Source organism: Nostocoides sp. F2B08, assembly GCF_009184895.1.
Classification (GTDB): Bacteria; Actinomycetota; Actinomycetes; order Actinomycetales; family Dermatophilaceae; genus F2B08.
Genome location: NZ_WESE01000006.1, coordinates 64,155 through 83,982, shown reverse-complemented (window position 1 = coordinate 83,982; position 19,828 = coordinate 64,155). Strand labels below are relative to the sequence as shown.

Genomic DNA, 19,828 nt, shown 5'->3' with positions numbered 1-19,828 from the left:
CCACCCATGCCCTCGACCGACCCACGCCACGACGGACGCGGGCCCCAGGATCTGCGCGACATCCGGTTCACCCGCAACTGGCTCGACCACGCCGAGGGCAGCGTCCTCGTCGAGTTCGGCCGCACGCGCGTCCTGTGCGCCGCGAGCTTCACCGAGGGCGTGCCGCGCTGGCTCAAGGGCCGGGGCACCGGCTGGGTCACCGCGGAGTACGAGATGCTGCCGCGCTCGACCAACACCCGCAGCGACCGCGAGTCGCGACGGGGTCGGGTCGGCGGACGCACCCACGAGATCTCCCGGCTCATCGGCCGCTCCCTGCGCGCGATCATCGACACCAGCGCCCTCGGGGAGAACACCGTCGTCCTCGACTGTGACGTCCTCCAGGCCGACGGCGGGACTCGCACCGCCGCGATCACAGGTGCGTATGTGGCGCTCGCCGACGCGATCGACGACGCCCGGTCCCGAGGCCTGATCGCGACGGGGGCCCAGCCCCTGACCGGCTCGATCGCGGCGGTCAGCGTCGGGGTCGTCGGAGGCGCCCCGGTGCTCGACCTCGACTACCCGGAGGACAGCACCGCCGAGACGGATATGAACGTCGTGATGACCGGGGACGGGCGCTTCGTCGAGGTGCAGGGCACCGCCGAGGGCGCGGCCTTCGACCGGGTCGCACTCGATGCGCTGCTCGACCTGGCGGCCGGCGGCTGTGCCCGGCTGACGCAGCTGCAGCAGGAGGCGCTGGCGGCGCCGGCCCGCGAGCGCGTGCGCGATTGAGGGCCGACGGATGAGAGTCGTCCTCGCCACGACCAACGAGCACAAGGTCCACGAGCTGCGGCAGATCCTGCGCGACGTCGTCGACGAGCTCGACCTCGAGATCGTCTCGGCCGCCGAGGTGGACGGGCTGCCCGACGTCGCAGAGACCGAGGTGACCTTCGTCGGCAACGCGACCCTCAAGGCGGTCGCCGTCGCGCGAGCGAGCGGGCTACCAGCGCTGGCCGACGACTCCGGACTCTCCGTCGACGTCCTCGGAGGCGCACCCGGTGTCTTCTCCGCGCGCTGGTCCGGGAGCCACGCCGGTCCGGACGCCCCGCGCGTCGAGAAGGACCGCGCCAACCTCGAGCTGCTCCTCGAGCAGGTCTCCGACGTGCCCGACGAGCACCGGGGTGCAGCCTTCATGTGCGCGGCGGTGGTGGCGACGCCCGACGGGCGCACCGCATACGCGATGGGCGAGGTGCGCGGCACGCTGGCGCGAGAGCCCCGGGGCGCCAACGGGTTCGGCTACGACCCCGTGTTCGTGCCGGCCGACCAGCCGGACGGTGCGAGCCGACACCTTGCCGAGTACTCGGACAGCGAGAAGAACGCGATCAGCCACCGTGGCCGGGCCTTCCGCGCCCTCGGGCCGGCGATCCGGGAGCTGCTCACCGCCGCGCGTCCGACGACGTAGAGTTGGGCCGCGCGCGAGTGGCGGAATTGGCAGACGCGCCAGATTTAGGTTCTGGTGCCTTCGGGTGTGCGGGTTCAAGTCCCGCCTCGCGCACGTGAGTGAGGGAGCAAGCGGCGGCTGAGCCCCGACCTAGGCTCTGACCTGCACCAACATCGAGATCTGGGCTCCCTTGTCCGCCGTGCAGGATGCGACAGGTGAGGCTAGTGTGACGTGGGTCGTCGCCGATAGCCTCTGGGAGCACCCACATGAGTTGGTCAGTCGTCCGCAAGTCGCTCATTGCTTTGACAGCTTCAGCGGGCATGGCCGCCGCTGCTCTTGTGACGCCGGTGCCGGCGCTCACGCCCCAGGCGGCGGCCGCACCCTTCCCGTGGAGCCACGACGCCACCGTCGACGTGCTGGCGTTCGGAACGAACCACGCGCCGGCTCCCACCGTTGCGGACTGGGACGGCGACGGCCTCGACGATCTCCTCGTCGGTTTCAGCTCCGCTTCTCAGTACGGAGGCATGGCGGTGGCCCTGCGGCAGGAGGATGGTTCACTCACCGAACCGGCCACGGTCTTTCGTTCGGGGGACGTCACCGACATCTTCGGGTCCACCCTCTACGCCCGACCCTCGGTGGGCGACTGGGACGGCGACGGAGACCTCGACCTGGTCATCGGCACACAACACGGCCACAAGGGAACGGCGGTATGCCTCAATGACGGCATTGGAGCCGTCGACACTGCTGACTGCTCGACCCTGACCACCGAGGATGGGGCTCTGGTCGGGGCCACGACGGTTTCCAACATCGCCTACGTCTCACCCGAGCTGGTCGACTACGACCTGGACGGCGACCTGGACCTGCTCGTCGGAACCGGCGCCCTGGCCGCCGAGAAGGGTGTGCGGCTCTACGAGAACACCGGGTCGGAGACGAATGCGGTGCTCGCGTCGCCCGTCACCGTCGTCTCCAAGTCCACCACTCCGGGCCTCACGTTCGAGAACTACTACGAGCCGACGGTCGTCGACATCGATGACGACGGCCGCCGCGACCTGCTTATCGCGGGCAGTCAGTTCTCGCCGGATCGGGAGTTCGCTCTTCGCCAGTGCCTCAACACCGGAACCGACCATGCACCGGTCTTCTCGTCGTGCACCGTCCTTCGACTTCCGGGTCTCGTCAACAACGTGGTGGATGCCACGGACTGGGACGGCGACGGCTACCTCGATCTCCTCCGCGGGTTCTCCTCCGGCTTCATCGCCAATCCCGTGACGCTGCTACACGGCACTGCCCCGGACACCGACGGGGACGGGATCTCGGACAGCCTGGACAACTGCATCGAGATCCCGAACCCGGCCGAGCTGATGCTGGACAAGACCAATCCGGTCCAGATCGACACGGACGGCGACGGACTCGGCGACGCGTGCGACCCCGATGACGACGGTGACGGAGTCGCTGACGCGGTGGACATATGTCCCTGGACCGCGGACGGTGCCCAGGGCGATGCCGATGGTGACGGCAGAGGCGACGCCTGCGACCCCCGCGACGACCGGTCCGACCACCCTGCCGCCGGGAGCTATGAGGTGGAGATGGCAAACCTGATGAACTGGGGCCGCACAGCGGTCGTGATGATGCGTGCCGATGCGATGTCGGTCGGATACCGCTCCGGCATCGCCCGCGCTCTGACGACCGAGGCGCTGGACAGGGGACTGCCCTTCTCACTGGCCCTCATTCCGTGGGACGCAGCACGCCTGACCGCGTCCGACACCCCTGAGTACCTCGACACGGTCCTGGACGACCCGAACTTCGAGCTCGTCAACCACGGGACCTACCACACCTGCGTGTACCAGCCCTACCTCGAGGCGAACGGCCCCTCCGCCGCAGAGTTCGACTGCGGTATGCCAGTCGCTGAGTCGGTCAACCTCATGCGAGTCGGTCAGGACGCCATGCTCGACGCCCTCGATATGGACAGCGCGAGTCATGGGCTCACCGGCTTCATCCCGCCGACCGATGCCTATGACGAGGCGGCGAACGAGGCGATCCAGGCAGTGGGCTACCGATATGTCTCCTCGGCCTGGTATGCGGAGCCGGCGGATCGCGATGAGTTCGTGTACGTGGACGACGCCGGACTCGTGCACCTCCCCTGGTCCCAGATCGCCTGCGGCAACGGGGCGGCGTCATGGACGAACTGCCAGGCGGGCTCGACCCAGGGCCTCGACGCCCACTCCGGTGTCGACTGCGTCGACGAGAACCTGTGCACGCCGACCCGCGACGGGAAGGACTACAGCGACTGGGAGAAGCACGCCGCCACGGCGCTGCCCCAACGCTGCGCGAACGACTTCGACCGGTACGGCGTCTGCACCGTGCTCTTCGAGCTGACGTCCTATGACGGCGACTTCAGCACGGGCGCCTTGGACCCGGCTGCTTTCGAGACCTACCGGCAGACGCTCACCGAACTCGAGCACATGGCCGAGGCCGAGGACGCCATCTTCATGACGCTCGGGCAGTACGCGGCCGCGATGCAGGCGGAGGACCACGTCGAGCCGGTCGTGGACATCACCGCCGATGACCGGTACTCGTACACCGGCACGTTCGTCGTGGACGTCGACGTCACGGATGACCTGTCCGGTGTGTGGGCTACCGACATCACACTCGACGGACATCCGGTCGAGAACGGCGACCAGGTCTCGCTGGCGGATGCGGAGCTCGGAACCCACACTCTCCGTGTGCGCGCGGAGGACACCGCAGGCAATGTCACCGAGCGTGAGGTCACATTCGATGTCGTGGACGACATCGCGCCCGTGATCAGCATCGGTAGCCCCGAGTCGACGACATACGCGCGACACCTCGTCATCGACGTCGACGTAGACGTCACGGACGCGCGCGGCAGCGTGGCCCATACGACGATCCGACTCGACGGCGAGATCTTCGACGGTGACCGGATGGATCTTCTCGACCTTGCCCTCGGGGAGCACACGCTGACGGTCACGGCGACGGACGAGCACGGCAACTCAGCAGAAGAGTCGGTGTCGTTCACGGTCGAGTCGGATCCGGAGACACTACGCGCCACGGTGGAGCGACTCGCCGATGACGGGGTGATCACCAACGCAGGCGTGCTCAAAGCCCTGTTGTCACAGATCGACGCCGCAATGGCAGCAGTCGACCGCGGCGACCGAGCGACAGCCGTGAACATCCTCGGTGCCCTGCACAACACCGTCGACGCCCAAAGCGGGAACAAGATCCCCGCCGAGGCCGCCGAGCTCCTCCACGGTGACATCGAGGCCGTGCGTGCTGCACTCGACTCTTAAGTCGTGGGTGCGGCCCAGACGTCGCCGGGCTCCCTCGTGAATGCACCTCGCGTTGAGTCGATAATGCCCGTGTGACCGAGAACAACGACGGGCTGGTCCGCGGCGAGGACGGCCTGCTCCGGCCCGCCTGGGCCAGCGTCGACCCGATGCTGCGGGAGTACTACGATACCGAGTGGGGCCTGCCGGTCCGCGACGAGCAGGGCCTGTTCGAGCGTCTGTCGCTCGAGGCGTTCCAGTCCGGCCTGTCGTGGGCGACGATCCTGCGCAAGCGCGAGGCGTTCCGAGCCGCGTTCGCCGACTTCGACCCCGAGGTGGTTGCGGCGTTCGATGACCGGGACCGCCAGCGACTTCTTGCCGACGCGGGCATCGTCCGCAACCGCGCCAAGGTCGACGCGACCATCCGGAACGCCCGCGCCACCCTCGCCCTGCGGGAGCACCCGGACGGCGACCTCGCGCGACTGGTCTGGTCCTTCCAGCCGGACGAGACCCCGGCTCCGCGGTCGATGTCCGAGATCCCCACGCGCACAGCGGAGTCCGAGGCCCTGTCGAAGACGCTGAAGGCACACGGGTTCAGCTTCGTCGGGCCGACGACGATGTTCGCCCTTATGGAGGCGGTCGGCATCGTCGACACCCACCTCGTCGGCTCCCACCGCCGCGGCACCTCCGGCATCTGGTGACGGCATGAGCCGCGGCCGCTGCCGGAGATCCGAACAGCGGCCGCACACCCGGGCAGTGGGCGCAGATCCGGGCATCGGATGCAGAAGTTGCTCCGGCACGAGCCGAGAAGTCCGTCTGGTGGTGACAACTGCGGCGCCAGCCCGACGGTCGGCCCGCCCGACCCTCCTATTGCGTCGGTTTCGACCGGGCGGGCAGGGTGGTCGGGTCGAACCCGAACGGCAGCTCGAGGCGGTGGCGGGCCATCGTGTCGGCGTCCGAGAGCACCTCGAGGGTCGGGCCGTCGACGGCGATGACCCCGTCGTGCAGGACGACGGAGCGCTCACAGAGCTGGGCGGCGTAGGGCAGGTCGTGGGTCACCATGAGGACGGTCACCGGCAGCGCTTCGAGGATCTCGGCGAGCTCGCGCCGCGACGTCGGGTCGAGGTTGCTCGAGGGCTCGTCGAGGACGAGGATCTCGGGCTCCATGGCGAGCACCGTCGCGATCGCGACCCTCCGCCGCTGGCCGAAGGACAGGTGGTGCGGTGGGCGGTCGGCGAACTCGCCCATCCCGACGACGGTGAGCGCCGTCTCGACCCGCGCATCGAGCTCGGCCCCGGTCAGGCCGAGGTTGGCCGGCCCGAACGCGACGTCGTCCCGGACCGTCGGCATGAACAGCTGGTCGTCGGGATCCTGGAAGACGATCCCGACCCGGCGCCGGACCTCGCCAACGGTCTCGTCCGTGACCGGCAGACCGGAGACGGTGACCGACCCGAGGCCGGGCCGGAGGATGCCGTTGAGGTGCAGGACGAGCGTGGTCTTTCCCGCCCCGTTCGGACCGAGTAGGGCCACCCGCTCCCCCGGGTGGATGTGCAGGTCGACGCCGAAGAGCGCCTGGTGCCCGTCGGGATAGGCGAACGCCACGCCGTTGAGCTCGATGACCGGGACGCTCACGGCAGCCGCCCCACGGGCAGCAGGGCCGCAGTGACCAGCGCGAGCGCGGCGGCGGCCGGCACGGCCGCGACCCTGGCCCAGTCGCGGACCGCGGCCGGCGTGTGCCGCATCGGCATCCGGCCCGTGTACCCGCGGGAGACCATCGCGAGGTGGACGCGTTCCCCCCGCTCGTAGGACCGGATGAAGAGCGCCCCCAACGTTCTTGCCAGGACCGGCCAGTGCCGCGGCGACCGCGCCCGGAAGCCACGCGAGGTCAGCGCGATCGACATCCGGCGCACCTCGTCGGCGACGACCTCGAGGTAGCGCAGCATGAACGCGAGGATCTGGACCAGCGGCTGGGGCAGGCGCAGCTGGTCGAGGCCGCGCACCAGTTCGCGGGGCTCGGTCGTCGCCGCGAACAGCACCGCGCTCGTCGCCGCGAGCAGCACCTTGAGCAGGAGCGTCAGCCCGCCGCGCAGGCCCTCGACGGCCAGGCTCACCGGCCCCACGTCGACGCGCTCCCCGGTCGCGACGACGGGCAGCAGCAGCGCCACCCCGACGAAGGGAACGACCGGCCAGAGCCGCCGCAGCACATAGCGCACGGGCACCTCGCTCACCGCGACGAGGACCGCGATGATGATCGCGTAGGCGGCGAAGGCCAGCACATAGGCGCCGGGCGTGAGCACGACGACCGAGACGAACGCCAGCAGTCCGACGATCTTGGCGTGCACGGGGGTCCGGTGCAGGACCGAGTGCCCGTGGTAGTGCAGCGAATGGCCGTGCGCGGCGCCCACGACGCGGGCGCCCGGCTCAGTCCCGGCCCGAGGGCCGCGCGAGCAAACGCATCAGCCCGAAGGCCACCAGCCCGGTCACGAGTAGTCCGACCACACCGGCGATGGCGGTCGAGAGCCACTCGTTGCCCACACCGGCGGTCCCGTAGTCGGCGAGCGGCGACTCCGCGACCGCGGAGTCGGCCGCGGTCTCGGCGAAACCGAGCGTCTCGGCGACGTGCTCGAGCCCGTCCGGGGAGGCCGAGGCGAAGAGCGAGACGACCGCGGCGAGGGCGAGGCTGACGAGGAGACCGGCGACCACGAGCGTGCGGGTCCGCACGCGGTGCGCCGGCGTGGTCGACCGCTGGTCGGTCTGGGTGCTCATGAGGAGGTCTCCGCGGCGGTGCGAACCTGCAGCTCGGGCTGCGAGGTGAGATGGCGGGCGGCGTGGACGATGTCCGGGCGGGCGCTGAGGACGGCCGAGACGGCGAGGAAGGTGATGACGGCCTCACCGATCCCGATGAGCGAGTGCCAGGAGATCATCGTCGTCGCGAGCAGGCCGAGGTCGATCGGCGCCGCGCCGCCGACGGCCCACAGGCCGGTGAAGACCAGCGCGGCGGCCGGGACGCTGACGAGTGCGCCGATCGCTGCCGCGAACGGGATCAGCCGGTGCGACTGCGGCCGGACGGCCTGCACGAGGCGGAACACCCCGTAGCCCACCCATACTGCGACGACGGCGATGAGGGTGACGTTGGTGCCGATCGCCGTCAGGCCCCCGTCGGCGAAGGCAAGGGCCTGGACGACGAGCACCACCGTCAGGGCGAGGGTCGCCGTCCACGGGCCGACGAGGACCGCCGCCAGCACCCCGCCCATGAGGTGGCCGGACGTGCCCGCCCCAACAGGGAAGTTGACCATCTGCGCCGCGAAGACGAAGACGGCGACGAGGCCGGCGAGCGGCGCGGTGCGGTCGTCGAGCTCGCGGCGCGCGCCCCGCAGGGCGGCCGCGACGGCGACCGTGGCGACGCCCACGGTGGCGAGGGAGGTGGGTCCGTCGAGGAACCCGTCGGGCACGTGCATGGCTCTCCTTGGTCGGGCGGCTCACCGAGCGGCGCACGTCGTAGGGTGGACGCTGACTGCCACCACCTTATTGCAAATGAGTTGCGATAACAGAATCAGGAGACCGCGAGATGACGACCCGCCTGAGCGCCGGAGACCGGGCGCCCGACTTCACCCTCACCGACGACCGCGGCGAGCGGGTCTCCCTCGCCGACCTGCGCGGCCGCAAGGCGATCGTCTACGTCTACCCGGCGGCGATGACCCCCGGCTGCACGACCCAGGCCTGCGACTTCAGCGACAATCTGGAGGCACTGACCGGACAGGGGTATGCGGTGGTCGGCGTCTCCCCGGACTCACCCGAGAAGCTGGCCAGGTTCCGGGAGAAGGAGAACCTGTCGATCACCCTCCTCTCCGACCCGGACAAGGAGATGCTGCGCGCCTGGGGTGCCTTCGGCGAGAAGAAGCTGTACGGCAAGGTCGTCGAGGGGGTCATCCGCAGCACCGTCGTCCTCGACGAGGACGGCGTCGTCACCCACGCCTGGTACAACGTCAAGGCCACCGGTCACGTCGCCAAGATCATGCGTGACCTGGGGCTCGACGCCGCCTCGCAGCGTTGATCGGCGCCTCCTCCGGGCCGACGTGCACTAAGTTCGGTGGGGACAGGGCGCGTCGGGAGACACCGCTCGCAGCAGACGATCACGAGGCGCCGACGAACCACGGCCGACGAACCACCGAAGGAGCACCGAGGCATGACTGAGCCGACGTCCACCGCACAGCCGTCCATCGCACAGCTCGAGGCGGACATCGCGGCCCGGCGGGCCCGGCTCGCCGACACCCTGGCCGAGCTGAACTACCGCAGACAGCCCAAGGTCATCATCGAGCGGCAGAAGCAGTCTCTGCACCGGCGCTTCAGCGCCGCCACCCAGGACGAGTACGGCGAGGTCCGGATGGAGGTCGTCGGCCCGCTCGCGCTGGCCGCCGTCGTCCTCATCGCCTGGGGGATCCGGAGGCAGGGCCGCCGGTGACGGCAGTGCCTGCTCCCCCGGTTCGGATGCTCGGGGATCGGGTTCTGCTCACCACCGACGGGGAGGACGGTGAGCGCCGCTCCGGCTCGGGCATCGTCATCCCGGCTACGGCCTCGATGGGCCGCCGGCTCGCCTGGGGCACGGTGGTGGCGGTCGGCCCGAACGTCCGCCATGTCGTGCGCGGCGACCGCGTGCTCTACGACCCTGAGGACCGGGCGGAGGTCGAGCTGGACTCGCGCACCTTCGTCCTGCTCCGCGAGCGCGACCTGCATGCCGTCTCGCAGGTCCCGCGCAGCGACGAGCCGACGGGTCTCTACCTGTAGCCCTCCGACTAAGCGATGATCCGCCGATCCGTGGCCGCCTCCGCTCGGACCCGTCCGGAGGTCACGTCGTCCCAGGCCTGCGCGAGCCGCTCGGGCACGAGCTCGATCTGGCCGGCGGGCAGCGAGTACGGCAGCCGGACCCACCCGTCCAGTCCGCCGCGCGGTGCGAAGTTGGGCCCGGCCGCGAGGGCGATCCCGTAGCGCCTGGCCGCGACGACCAGAGCCGTCGACCCCTGCTCGGGGAGTGCGCACCACAGCGCCATACCGCCGGCCGGGGCCCGCACGCGCCACGTCGGCAGGTGCGTGGCGAGGCCGGCCAGCAACGCGTCCCGCGAGCTGCGCAGCTGCGCCCGCCGCTCGGCGACGATCTCGTCGCGCCGTTCGAGCAGGTATGCGGTGGCCAGCTGCTCGAGCACCGGAGCCCCGAGGTCCTGGCGCAGCCGGCTGGTCGCGACCTGCGCGACGAGCGCCCGGGGAGCCCGCACCCAGCCGATCCGCAGCCCGCCCCAGAGCAGCTTGCTGGCGCTGCCGACCGTGACGGCCGAGGGCGCCGAGCGGGCGAAGGGCGCCGGCATGGGCAGCACGTCGTCGTCGATGGCGAGGTCCACCAGGGACTCGTCGACGATCGGCGTGACGCCCCGCGACCGGAGGACCGCGGCCACCTCGCCCCGCTGGCCGCTCGACATGAGCGCGCCGGTGGGGTTGTGGAAGTCGGGGATCAGGTATGCGGCGCGCACCCGGTGGCCGGCGAGCACCCCGCCCAGGCCGGGGACGTCCCAGTCGGAGGTCAGGTGGTCGATCGGGTGCGCGAGCAGCCGCCCGCCGGCTCCCTCGATGGCGGCGATGGCGTTGGCGTAGGTCGGCGACTCGACGAGGACGCCGTCGCCCCGGCCGACGACGGCCCCGAGCGAGACGCTGAGTCCGCCCAGGGCGCCGGGGGTGACGATGATCTGGTCCGGGTCGGTGGGCAGGCCCCGCGACGCATACGCCTCGGCGATCCGCTCGCGCAGGATGGCCAGCCCGCTCGGGTAGTAGCCGGTGCCCGGGAGATACCGGGGCAGCTCCTCGACCGCCCTCCTGAATGCTTCGCCGGTTCCGGTCGGAGCCGGCTGAGCCGTGCACGTCAGGTCCAGCGAGTCCCCCTCCAGAGCGGACGGTGTGAGGAGGTGGTCGACCCGACCGCCCGGCACCTGCGGGAGCACGATGACGCTGCCCGACCCCCGCCGGGTCATCACGTATCCCTGGTCACGCAGCTGACCGTATGCACGGGTCACCGTCGTCCGACTCAGGCCCAGGCGGTCGGTGAGCTCCCGCTCGGAGGGCAGGCGCGTCCCCGACGGCAGGCGGCCGTCGACGAGGGCCTGGCGCAGGGCGTGGGCCAGGCGGTCGTAGACCGGCCCATCCCCCCGGCCGATCATCGGCTCGACGAGTGTGGCGAGGCGGTGGGCACCGAAGCGTTGAATGCGTCTCACACGTCGATTCTCCCTGAAGTGGACTGATTGCAAAAGGCCAGTCAGGGGCCACTTGCGACGAAGTGGACCTTTACCACCCGCCACCTGTCCGGGCACGCTCGCTGGTATGTCCGATGCACCTCTCGCCTCCGCGCAGTGCCCACCCCGCCCCAGCCGGCCCCAGCTGCTCGCCATCGGCCCGCTCGCCCAGCTGCGCGCCGGACGGCTCGGTCGTCGACTCCCCCAGCTGGTCCTCGGCCTCGTCCTCTACGGGACCTCGATGGCGCTGCTCGTGCGCGGCGCCTTCGGCGTCATGCCGTGGGACGTCCTGCACCAGGGAGCGGCGCGGCACATCCCCCTGAGCTTCGGTCAGATCGTCATCCTGGCGTCGCTCGTCGTCCTCCTCATGTGGATCCCATTGCGACAGCCTCCGGGTCTGGGCACCCTGCTCAACGCGGTCCTCATCGGTCTCGTCGTCGACCCGGTCCTGGCATGGATCGACGAGCCGTCCGGTCTGGCTGCCAGGCTCGCCCTCGTTCTCAGCGGACTGGTCCTCAACGCCGTCGCCACCGCGATGTACATCGGCGCCCAGCTCGGCCCGGGGCCGCGCGACGGTCTCATGACCGGGCTGGCCCGACGCACAGGACGGTCGATCCGGTTGGTGCGCACCTCGATCGAGGTCGCCGTCGTCACGGCAGGGTGGCTCCTCGGTGGCGTCCTGGGACTGGCGACCATCGCATACGCGGTCCTGATCGGCCCACTGACCCAGGCGATGCTGCCGGTGTTCACCGTCCGGCTCGACCCCTCGGGTGAACCGGCCCGGCGGTGACGGGCCCGCCGACAGCACGAAGCCCCCGGCCGATGCCGAGGGCTCTGGATCGAAGTGCGCCATCAGGGACTCGAACCCCGAACCCGCTGATTAAGAGTCAGCTGCTCTGCCAATTGAGCTAATGGCGCGCGACGAGAGACGTTAGCACTCCTGCCGTCCAACCCCCAAAACGAAAAAGGCGCTCCGGGGATGTATCAGGAGCCGGCCCCCGTGCTCCTTATCCATGACCCGCCCCTCGCGCACGGCCCACCGACCCCGTGCCCGGGCGGCGGGCCCTCGCCACGAGGGACGGAGCACATCACCTCGGAGGGGGTGCGCCGTCCCTCGGGCGACAGACCCGCCAGGCATTCCCCGGGCGACCCGCTCGGCACTACGATCGAAACCGGGCTCGGCAGGGGCCCCCGACCGCGAGAGGTGCTTCGTGAGCGAGACGCCACAGACCCGAGGTTCGACCGGACGCCGCAGCCACGTCCCACCCACCTTCTCGGTGCCCGAGACCGCCGGGCGGCGCCGCCGGATCAAGGTGCTGCACCCGGACGACCCGTGGGCCTCGACGGTCTATGTCGCCGACCGGCTGATCCTCGGGCCTCCGGCGGTCGAGGAGTCCGAACGCGCCTCGGAGCGCAGAGAGCTCGATCGACTTCAGGACGAGCTCGGGGTCACTCTCACCGACACGCCCCTCCGGGGGCGGGGCAGGCGTCGGAAGGACACCGGGAGCGACGACGCCGACGCGCGACGCACTCGTCGCGCTCAGCGCCGCGTGTCCATCACGCGAGGCGAAGGCAGGGTGAAGGACCCTGACGCCTGGGAGGTCCTCGAGCGCGCCCGGGAGGACGGTCTCGAGATCGCGCACCGACTCCATCTCGACCACGTCCTCATGGCTGCCAGCCCGATCCAGGGGGTCGGCTACGTCTCCGGCGTCGGCTACGTCTCAGGCGTCGGCTACGTCTCCGGCGTCGGCTACGTCTCCGGGGTCGGCTACGTCTCAGGCGTCGGTGGGTCCGCCCCAGGAGCACCCGCAGGTCGTATCCCCGTCTTCTGGCCCGGTCACGAGCACCTCCCCACGCCGCCCGGGACGAATTCCGGTCCGACGGTGGCCATCCTCGACACCGGCCTCGGCACGCACCCCTGGTTCGTCGAGTTGGTCGAGGACCCGAACGACCCGCAGAAGGTCGTCGAGGGGGACCTCATCAACGCGACCCGCGGAGAGAACCTCAACCCACCGATCGGTGTCTCATACGGCCAGGATGAGGACCCCGAGCGCGATGGCATCACGCTCGACCCGGTCAACCGCGGCCTCGACCCCATGGCCGGCCACGGCACCTTCATCGCCGGCATCGTCAGGGCGGCGTGCCCGAAAGCCCACATCCTGTCGATTCCCGTCATGTACGGCGACGGGTCGGCCGACGAGTCGGTCCTCATCGAGGCCCTGACCGACCTGCTCGAGCGCCACCGAGGCGGGTTGCGGGCCCTGGCCGAGGGACGCGAACCGGACCACGACAGCGAACAGGTCATCGACGTCGTGAACCTCTCCCTCGGGTACTACCACGAGGACCCCGACGCGGTGACGAACGAGGTCGCGCTGATGGCCGTGATCCATGAGCTCGCCACCGAAGGCGTCACCGTCATCGCCAGCGCCGGAAACGGCGGTTCGGACGTCAAGTTCTGGCCCGCCGCCACGGCGAACGACCCCGACGGCGCGCCGGTCGTCAGCGTCGGCTCGGCCAACCCGGGCAACCCGACGGTGTCCCACTTCTCCAACACCGGAGACTGGGTCCGGGCCTACCGCCCGGGCGTCGGCGTCGTGAGCACCATGCCCGTCACGTTCAACGGCTCCCTGCAGGCCGCTCAGGAGGCCGACGGCCCGCGCTACCCGGACCGGGGCACCACCGACCTCGACGACTTCGCCGGCGGGTTCGGCCTGTGGAACGGCACGTCGTTCTCGGCACCGATGTTGGCGGGCGAGCTGGCACGGCTCCTGGCCGAGTCGAACCCCTCCGTCCGGACCGCGGAGGACCGGTGTGCGACCGCCCGCAGGCTCGTCGACACGCTCTGCCCGCCCCGACCCGAGGACAAGCCATGAGTGCCGCCGGTGAGGAGACCGTGCCCCTGACGGTCCGCGCCGCGCGAGCCTTCGCGGCCTACGTCGACGGGGACACCAGCCTGATGTCGCATCTCGTCGACGAGCTGACGCCGCTGCTCTGGCACGTCGCGCGGGGGCAGGGCCTGCCTCGCGAGACCGCCGAGGACGTGGTGCAGCAGACCTGGCTGCGCCTCGTCGAGCACGCCGGCGAGATCCACGATCCTCAGTCCGTCGTCAAGTGGCTCATGACCACCGCCCGTCGTGAGGCGTGGCGCTCGAGCCGAGCCGGCCGCAACGTCGACAACCATCCCGACCTCGAGCAGCTCGACGACCTCTCCGAAACCGCGACCGAGCCCGTCTCCGATGCCGTCATCGAGGCATCCGAGCAGGCCGTCCTGTGGCAGCACGTCGCAGAACTGTCAGAGCGATGCCGTCACCTGCTGCGTGTCATCGCCTTCGCCGACCGTCCCGACTACGCCGCCATCGCCGAGGCCCTCGGCATGCCGGTCGGCAGCATCGGGCCGACCCGGGGTCGCTGCCTGGCGACCCTTCGTGCCGCCCTGCTGGGCGATCCCGCCTACGAGACCGGAGTCCGCTGATGAGCACACCAGACGACATCGACCGCCTGGCCACGGCCGCGATCGACGACACAGATGAGCGAATCCTCGCGGACCTGCGCCGGATGTGGGACGCCGCCGACCCTCCCCCGACCGACCTCACCGACAGTATCCGTTTCGCCATGACGGTCGCCTCCCTCGAGGCGGAGGTCGCGCGCATCGTCGAGGAGAGCGTCCTCGAGGGAGTGCGTTCGGTCGGCGCCCGGTCGACCTACGAGCGCGCGAGCACCGTGACCTTCACGAGCGGGTCCCTGAGCGCCATGATCGACCTCGAGAACGCCGACGACGGGCGGGTCCGGGTCAACGGGTGGGTCTCGGAGACCGCCGTCGAGGTCGAGCTCCGCGAGCGCGAGGGCTCGCACACCTCACCCGTGGACGCGACCGGCCGGTTCGGCTTCGGCGCGATCGAGCGCGGTCTCGTACACTTCGTGTTCCGACGCACCGACGACCCGGCCGCACGGCCGGTGATCACCCCGACGATCGAGCTGTGAAGGGCGGGACACATCGACGGGCTCGCACAGGCCGAGCAGCTCTGGGCCGAGGGACGACGCCTCAACGACCTCGGTGACTTCCGTGCGGCTGCGGACACACTCGAGCAGGCTCGTCAGACCCTTGCGCGCCTCGACGGGGCTGAGCCCGTCCAACGGCTCCGGGTCCGGGTCGACGTCACCGGAGCGCTGACCACCCTCGAGCTCGAGGGGTATGCGGCGGCCGCCGAGCTCCTCCGGCGCGCCCGCTCCCTGGCCGGGGCGGCCGGGGCCGGCGACCTCGTCGCCCTCACCCACATCCAGCAAGGTGTGATCGACGCCCGGTCCGGCAACTGGGCGGCGGCCCGTGAAGAGCTCCTCGAGGCGGTGGAGCTCTTCGAGCACCTCGGCCCGGTGGAGCAGGCGTCCACGCTCATCACCCTCGGGCTGGCCGACCTGTCCCTGCGCCGGCTCGACGATGCCAAGAGCCACCTCGAGCGGGCGCGTGAGATCGCGGCGGCCGCCGACCTCGACGCCCACGTGTTCAAGGCGACCCACAACCTCGGCTGTGCGTACTTCGTCTCCGGCGACCTGCCCCGCGCGCTGACCCTCATGGAGGAGGCCGACGCGATGGACGTCGAGGTCTCCCGCGACCGCGCCAAGCTCGACCACGCGGAGGCGCTCATGGACGCCGGCCTGGTCGAGGAGGCCGAAGAGCTGCTGTGCGCCGCCCTCGACGACGCGCGCGAGTCCGACCACCTCCTCGACGTCGGCGACATCCTCCTCGACCTCGCCCGATGTGCGGTCCTGCGCCAGGACCCCGACCACGCGCGCAGCAGGGCGAGCGAGGCCGTCGAGGCATTCGCGACACGCCAGGCCGAGTCGCGTCAGGCGCTCGCCGAGCTCTTCCTCGCCGGCCTCGATCTCACCGAGGGACGGTCGGCCGACCGGGCCCTCGCGGCCGCCGCACGGTGGCGGACACCCGATCCGCGCAGTGCCGAGGAGGTCGAGGCCACGCTCGTCGGCGTCGAGGCCGAGGTGCTGCGGGGCCATCCGGACCGGGCGCGCCGGCAGCTGGCCCGGCTCAGACGGCCGGCGACGCTGCGGATGCCGGTGCGGATCCACGAGCACTACCTGCGCGCGCTCGTGGCCCACGAGACCGGCGACGACGCCGGCTTCGCAGCGGCGGCCCGCGCGGGGAGCGAGAGCCTGACCACCGCACAGAGCGCCGTGCAGAGCCTGGAGCTGCGCGCCGCGCTCGCCCAGCACGCGGTGCGCCTCGCCCAGCTCGACCTCCGGCGATCGATCGGCTCGGGCTCGGCCGCTGCCTTCATCGACACGATCGAGCGGTGGCGGGCGGCGTCGGCCCGGGCCCGCGAGCTGACGATCTCGACCGACCCACGCACTACCGCACTGATCGAGGAGCTGCGGTGGCTCTCCTCCCCGGTCGGCCTCCAGGAGACCGAGCCCGCGGAGCGTGACCGGCGGACGGCGCGGCTGCAGCGCGAGATCGCCCGCCGCGCCTGGCGCACCGGCCTGGCCCGGGGCGCGACGCCGGCCACCGACACCCTCTCCCACGACACGCTGGCCGAACGGCTCCCGGCGGGCACCGCATACCTCGTCTTCGCCGAGACGGCAGGTGAGGTGTATGCGGCGGTCACCGACGGCGCGGACGTGCAGGTCCTGCGCCGGATCGGGTCACGCGACGACGTGGCGACGCTCGCCGGGAACGCGCGGCGCGACCTGCGCGGGTCCGCCTTCGCCCAGCACCAGCCCGCGTTGCAGGCCATGCTGCGCCGGGCTCGGGCCGAGTCCGCGGCCCGCCTCGGCGAGGTCCTCCTCGGCGCCCTGCCCGAGGTGGCCGACCACGACCGGCTCGTCATCGCGCCGAACCAGACCCTGCACGCCGTGGCCTGGAACTCCCTGCCACAGGTGGGACAGCGACCCGTCACCGTCACCCCCTCGGCCACCCGGTGGGACCGCCACCGCGCCGAGACCCCCGTCGCTGTCGAGCGCCTGGGCGCCCACCTCGGTCCCGGACTGAGCGGAGCCCGGGACGAGGTGTCCCGGATCGCGTGCCTGTGGGGTGAGCGCGGGGTCGGTGCGGCGGCCCCGCCCGAGGGCTCCTCGACCGGCGACGTCGCACACTCGCTGGCCTCGGACGACGTCGTCCACGTGGCGGCGCATGGTCATCACTCCGGTGACGACCCGCTGTTCTCCTCGCTGCGGCTGTGCGACGGCCCGCTGTTCGCCCACGAGCTCGTCCACGACGTCCGCGCCCAGCATGTCGTCCTGTCCGCGTGCGACGTCGGGCGCGCACAGGTGCGGGTCGGGGGCGAGGCCCTCGGGATGACCGCCGCGCTGCTCGCCTTCGGGGTGCGCTGCGTCGTCGCGGCCGTCGCACCCATCGCCGACGAGGCCTCCGCCGCGGCATCGGTGGCCTACCACGAGCGCCTCGCCCGGGGACAGGACGCCGCTGCTGCGCTCGCCGCGGCCGTCTCCGAAACCCCCGGGGCCGAGCCGCTCGTCGCGTTCGGCAGCGACGTCACGTTCCAGACCTGAGGGGACGGACTACTCGCTGCGGGTGCCCTTCTCCGGCACCGACCGCAGCAGCGCCACCGCGAGTGACTCCTGGAGCCAGGTGAGGAAGTCGTAGACGAGGACGAAGTGCAGCCGGGGGTCGTCCTCGTCGAGCTCGGCGGCCACGAGGTCGAGGGAGGCGGCGTCCTCGTCGGTGCGCAGCCCCATCCGCTCGCCGATGACGACTCGGACGTCGGTCAGTGCGACGAGCACCGCCTGGGCGTCCGCCGGCGTCAGCTCGATGGTGTCGGTCACGTCGAGCACGGCGGCGGCACGGAGGAGGTTGTCCCGCTTGCGCTGCCTGAGCCCCGACTCGCTCAGCCGCGCGAACTCGGCGGCCGCCTCGGGATCGGTGCGGTTCGCGATCGGGAACAGTCTCCGCACCGCGGGGTCCTCGCTCTCGGCCACATGACCGGGCCGTTCGGCCCGCGAGCCCTCCTCGGCGTCCGGTCCGGGGGCCGCCGGACCGACGCTCATACCGAGCCGGGCGACGATGTCCTCGAACGCGTCCCCCGGCGCCTCCGCGCTCGGCGCCTCGGGCACCTCGATGAGCTCGGCCACCTGGAGCATCAGCCCCGCGACGATGGCGCGCTCGTCGGCGTCCATGCGCGCCGCATACCGCGGCTCCTTGTTCCTCCCCGCACCGACGTGCCGGACCTTGAACCCTCTCGCCATGTCAGTCGTCCTTCTGGAACGTCGCCCACAGGCCGTACCCCTGGAGGGCCTCGGCGTCGCGCTCCATCTCCTCACGGCTGCCGTGCGAGACGACGGCCCGCCCCTCGACGTGGACGTCCATCATCAGCTTCTCGGCCTTGGCGCGCGAGTAGCCGAAGTAGCTCTGGAACACGAAGGTCACATAGGTCATGAGGTTGACCGGGTCGTTCCAGACGATCGTCACCCACGGCAGGTCCGGGACGACGTCCTCGTCGGCCTCGACGATCTCGTCGAGGGCAGGGCTCGCGGTCACCCGGCCAGCATAGGTTCAGTCGTCCGACTCGTCCGCGCTGCCCCAGCCCCGTGACCACGAGCTCGCGTAGACGCCGTCGTCGGCCGCCCGACCGGCCTCGCCGAGCTCGAGCGGGCGGAAGGTGTCGACCATCACCGCGAGCTCGTCGAAGCGCTCGACGCCGAGCGAGGCCTCCATCGCCCCCGGCTGCGGACCGTGCGGGTGACCACCCGGGTGCAGCGAGATCGAGCCGCGGCCGATGCCCGAACCCTTGCGGGCCTCGTAGTCCCCGTCGACGTAGAACATGACCTCGTCGCTGTCGACGTTGGAGTGGTAGTACGGCACCGGGATGGCCAGCGGGTGGTAGTCGACCTTGCGCGGGACGAAGTTGCAGATGACGAAGTTCCAGCCCTCGAAGACCTGGTGCGCCGGCGGGGGCTGGTGGATCCGGCCGGTGATCGGCTCGTAGTCGGAGATGTTGAAGACATAGGGGTAGAGGCAGCCGTCCCAGCCGACGACGTCGAGCGGGTGGAAGGGCAGGGTGTGGATCGTGCCGGCCACCCCGCCCGGACCGGTGCCGCGGTGCTTGAGGTAGACGTTCGTCGGCTCCTCGGGCTCGGCGCCGATGTCCTCGGCGAGGAGGGGACCGACCGGCAGGCGCAGGTCGCGCTCGCAGTACGGGCTGTGCTCGAGGAACTGCCCGTAGCGCGAGAGGTAGCGCTTGGGCGGCGCGATGTGGCTGTTGGCCTCGACGACATAGAGCCGCAGCGGGTTGCTCCGGGACCGCTTGGGGAGCCAGCGGTGGGTGGTCGCCCGCGGGATGACGACGTAGTCACCCTCGCCCACCTCGAGCGACCCGAACACCGTCTCGACCCGCCCCGAGCCGCGCTCGACGTAGACGCACTCGTCGCCGATCGCGTTGCGGTACCACGGGGAGTCCTGCCCCGGCACGACATAGAGGATGCGGACGTCGCCGTTGCCGAGGACGAGGCGCCGACCCGTCACCGCGTCCGTCGTGCGGATGTCCTGCTCGGCGAACAGGTCGTGCAGCTTCAGGTGCCGCGGCACGAGCGGCTGGTTCGGGCTCGTCGCGAGGTCGCCGACGACCCACTCCCGCGCCCCGCTCACCGTGGACGGGATGTAGCGGTGGTAGAGCAACGAGGAGTCGGACGAGAAGCCCTCCTCCCCCATCAGCTCCTCGTAGTACAGGTCGCCCTGTCGAGGCCTGCGGCCCTCCTGGGGCACCCGGTGCTGGGTGTGTCGCTTGGGCGGGATGCTGCCCATCGCCTGGTAGTGCGCCATGCCACAGCACTCTATCGACCAGCGCTCCATCGACCCTGCTCAGCCGTGCCCCGCCGCGACGCGCTCCCTAGAC

At 71.2% G+C, this 19,828-nt stretch carries 20 protein-coding genes and 2 tRNA genes; 13 read left to right on the top strand and 9 right to left on the bottom strand.

Annotated features, from left to right (window positions below; genetic code table 11):
• Positions 1-6 precede the first annotated feature (6 nt).
• The 5 genes from rph (at position 7) to GA707_RS14120 (ending at position 5,396) form a co-directional block, all read left to right on the top strand.
• Entirely contained in the window at positions 7-768 is a 762-nt protein-coding gene (gene rph / locus GA707_RS14140) for a ribonuclease PH (protein WP_152179097.1), read from the top strand.
• Between the two features lie 10 nt (positions 769-778).
• Positions 779-1,438, top strand: a complete 660-nt coding sequence (gene rdgB, locus GA707_RS14135; protein WP_152179096.1) for an RdgB/HAM1 family non-canonical purine NTP pyrophosphatase — start codon at positions 779-781, stop codon at positions 1,436-1,438.
• Between the two features lie 11 nt (positions 1,439-1,449).
• Positions 1,450-1,531 (top strand) — tRNA-Leu (locus GA707_RS14130).
• 152 nt (positions 1,532-1,683) lie between these two features.
• Complete coding sequence (locus tag GA707_RS21825; protein WP_152179095.1) at positions 1,684-4,719, top strand: FG-GAP-like repeat-containing protein; 3,036 nt, start codon at positions 1,684-1,686, stop codon at positions 4,717-4,719.
• 71 nt (positions 4,720-4,790) lie between these two features.
• On the top strand, positions 4,791-5,396 hold the full coding sequence (locus GA707_RS14120; RefSeq protein ID WP_152179094.1) for a DNA-3-methyladenine glycosylase I: 606 nt from the start codon (positions 4,791-4,793) through the stop codon (positions 5,394-5,396).
• Between the two features lie 166 nt (positions 5,397-5,562).
• Here GA707_RS14120 and GA707_RS14115 read toward each other — a convergent pair whose 3' ends face one another.
• Genes GA707_RS14115 through GA707_RS14100 form a run of 4 tightly spaced genes read right to left on the bottom strand, consistent with a single transcriptional unit; the run spans position 5,563 to position 8,153 of the window.
• A complete protein-coding gene (locus GA707_RS14115) occupies positions 5,563-6,327 on the bottom strand; it encodes an energy-coupling factor ABC transporter ATP-binding protein (protein WP_152179093.1) in 765 nt (254 codons plus the stop codon).
• On the bottom strand, positions 6,324-7,100 hold the full coding sequence (gene cbiQ, locus GA707_RS14110; RefSeq protein WP_152179092.1) for a cobalt ECF transporter T component CbiQ: 777 nt from the start codon (positions 7,098-7,100) through the stop codon (positions 6,324-6,326). Before cbiQ ends, GA707_RS14115 begins: the two co-directional genes overlap by 4 nt.
• A 16-nt stretch (positions 7,101-7,116) precedes the next feature.
• Complete coding sequence (locus GA707_RS14105) at positions 7,117-7,461, bottom strand: PDGLE domain-containing protein (RefSeq protein WP_152179091.1); 345 nt, start codon at positions 7,459-7,461, stop codon at positions 7,117-7,119.
• Positions 7,458-8,153 carry an energy-coupling factor ABC transporter permease gene (locus tag GA707_RS14100; protein ID WP_152179090.1) on the bottom strand — a complete coding sequence of 232 codons (696 nt, stop codon included), beginning with the start codon at positions 8,151-8,153 and terminating at the stop codon, positions 7,458-7,460. The genes GA707_RS14105 and GA707_RS14100 overlap by 4 nt, the downstream gene beginning before the upstream one ends.
• Positions 8,154-8,263: 110 nt before the next feature.
• Here GA707_RS14100 and bcp point away from each other — a divergent pair, with 110 nt between their 5' ends.
• The 3 genes from bcp to GA707_RS14085 all read left to right on the top strand — a co-directional run bounded on the left by bcp (position 8,264) and on the right by GA707_RS14085 (position 9,480).
• Positions 8,264-8,749 carry a thioredoxin-dependent thiol peroxidase gene (gene bcp / locus GA707_RS14095; protein ID WP_152179089.1) on the top strand — a complete coding sequence of 162 codons (486 nt, stop codon included), beginning with the start codon at positions 8,264-8,266 and terminating at the stop codon, positions 8,747-8,749.
• Between the two features lie 132 nt (positions 8,750-8,881).
• On the top strand, positions 8,882-9,157 hold the full coding sequence (locus GA707_RS14090; protein ID WP_152179088.1) for a DUF3618 domain-containing protein: 276 nt from the start codon (positions 8,882-8,884) through the stop codon (positions 9,155-9,157).
• Positions 9,158-9,183: 26 nt separating this feature from the next.
• Complete coding sequence (locus GA707_RS14085; protein WP_152179213.1) at positions 9,184-9,480, top strand: co-chaperone GroES; 297 nt, start codon at positions 9,184-9,186, stop codon at positions 9,478-9,480.
• Between the two features lie 8 nt (positions 9,481-9,488).
• On the opposite strand, the gene GA707_RS14080 is transcribed toward GA707_RS14085, so the two are convergent.
• The gene (locus tag GA707_RS14080) at positions 9,489-10,952 is read right to left on the bottom strand and encodes a PLP-dependent aminotransferase family protein (protein ID WP_226963807.1); all 1,464 of its coding nucleotides are present in this window, start codon (positions 10,950-10,952) and stop codon (positions 9,489-9,491) included.
• Positions 10,953-11,058: 106 nt separating this feature from the next.
• On the opposite strand from GA707_RS14080, the gene GA707_RS14075 reads away from it, so the two are divergent.
• The gene (locus tag GA707_RS14075) at positions 11,059-11,760 is read left to right on the top strand and encodes a YitT family protein (protein WP_152179087.1); all 702 of its coding nucleotides are present in this window, start codon (positions 11,059-11,061) and stop codon (positions 11,758-11,760) included.
• A 55-nt stretch (positions 11,761-11,815) separates the two neighbouring features.
• Here the strand turns inward: GA707_RS14075 and GA707_RS14070 are convergent.
• Positions 11,816-11,888 (bottom strand) — tRNA-Lys (locus tag GA707_RS14070).
• A gap of 293 nt (positions 11,889-12,181) precedes the next feature.
• On the opposite strand from GA707_RS14070, the gene GA707_RS14065 reads away from it, so the two are divergent.
• From GA707_RS14065 to GA707_RS14050, 4 genes are all read left to right on the top strand, one after another.
• Complete coding sequence (locus GA707_RS14065; protein ID WP_152179086.1) at positions 12,182-13,843, top strand: S8/S53 family peptidase; 1,662 nt, start codon at positions 12,182-12,184, stop codon at positions 13,841-13,843.
• The gene (locus GA707_RS14060; protein WP_152179085.1) at positions 13,840-14,442 is read left to right on the top strand and encodes an RNA polymerase sigma factor; all 603 of its coding nucleotides are present in this window, start codon (positions 13,840-13,842) and stop codon (positions 14,440-14,442) included. The genes GA707_RS14065 and GA707_RS14060 overlap by 4 nt, the downstream gene beginning before the upstream one ends.
• Positions 14,442-14,951, top strand: coding sequence for a hypothetical protein (locus GA707_RS14055; protein ID WP_152179084.1), 510 nt, complete (start codon positions 14,442-14,444; stop codon positions 14,949-14,951). Before GA707_RS14060 ends, GA707_RS14055 begins: the two co-directional genes overlap by 1 nt.
• 306 nt (positions 14,952-15,257) lie before the next feature.
• Complete coding sequence (locus tag GA707_RS14050) at positions 15,258-17,489, top strand: CHAT domain-containing protein (protein ID WP_152179083.1); 2,232 nt, start codon at positions 15,258-15,260, stop codon at positions 17,487-17,489.
• Between the two features lie 9 nt (positions 17,490-17,498).
• Here the strand turns inward: GA707_RS14050 and GA707_RS14045 are convergent, their stop codons facing one another.
• Genes GA707_RS14045 through GA707_RS14035 form a run of 3 tightly spaced genes read right to left on the bottom strand, consistent with a single transcriptional unit; the run spans position 17,499 to position 19,755 of the window.
• Positions 17,499-18,182: a DUF2017 domain-containing protein gene (locus GA707_RS14045; RefSeq protein ID WP_152179082.1), complete on the bottom strand. Its 684-nt coding sequence runs from the start codon at positions 18,180-18,182 to the stop codon at positions 17,499-17,501.
• A gap of 1 nt (position 18,183) precedes the next feature.
• A complete protein-coding gene (gene clpS, locus GA707_RS14040) occupies positions 18,184-18,474 on the bottom strand; it encodes an ATP-dependent Clp protease adapter ClpS (RefSeq protein ID WP_152179081.1) in 291 nt (96 codons plus the stop codon).
• Between the two features lie 15 nt (positions 18,475-18,489).
• A complete protein-coding gene (locus GA707_RS14035; protein WP_152179080.1) occupies positions 18,490-19,755 on the bottom strand; it encodes a homogentisate 1,2-dioxygenase in 1,266 nt (421 codons plus the stop codon).
• Positions 19,756-19,828 lie beyond the last annotated feature (73 nt).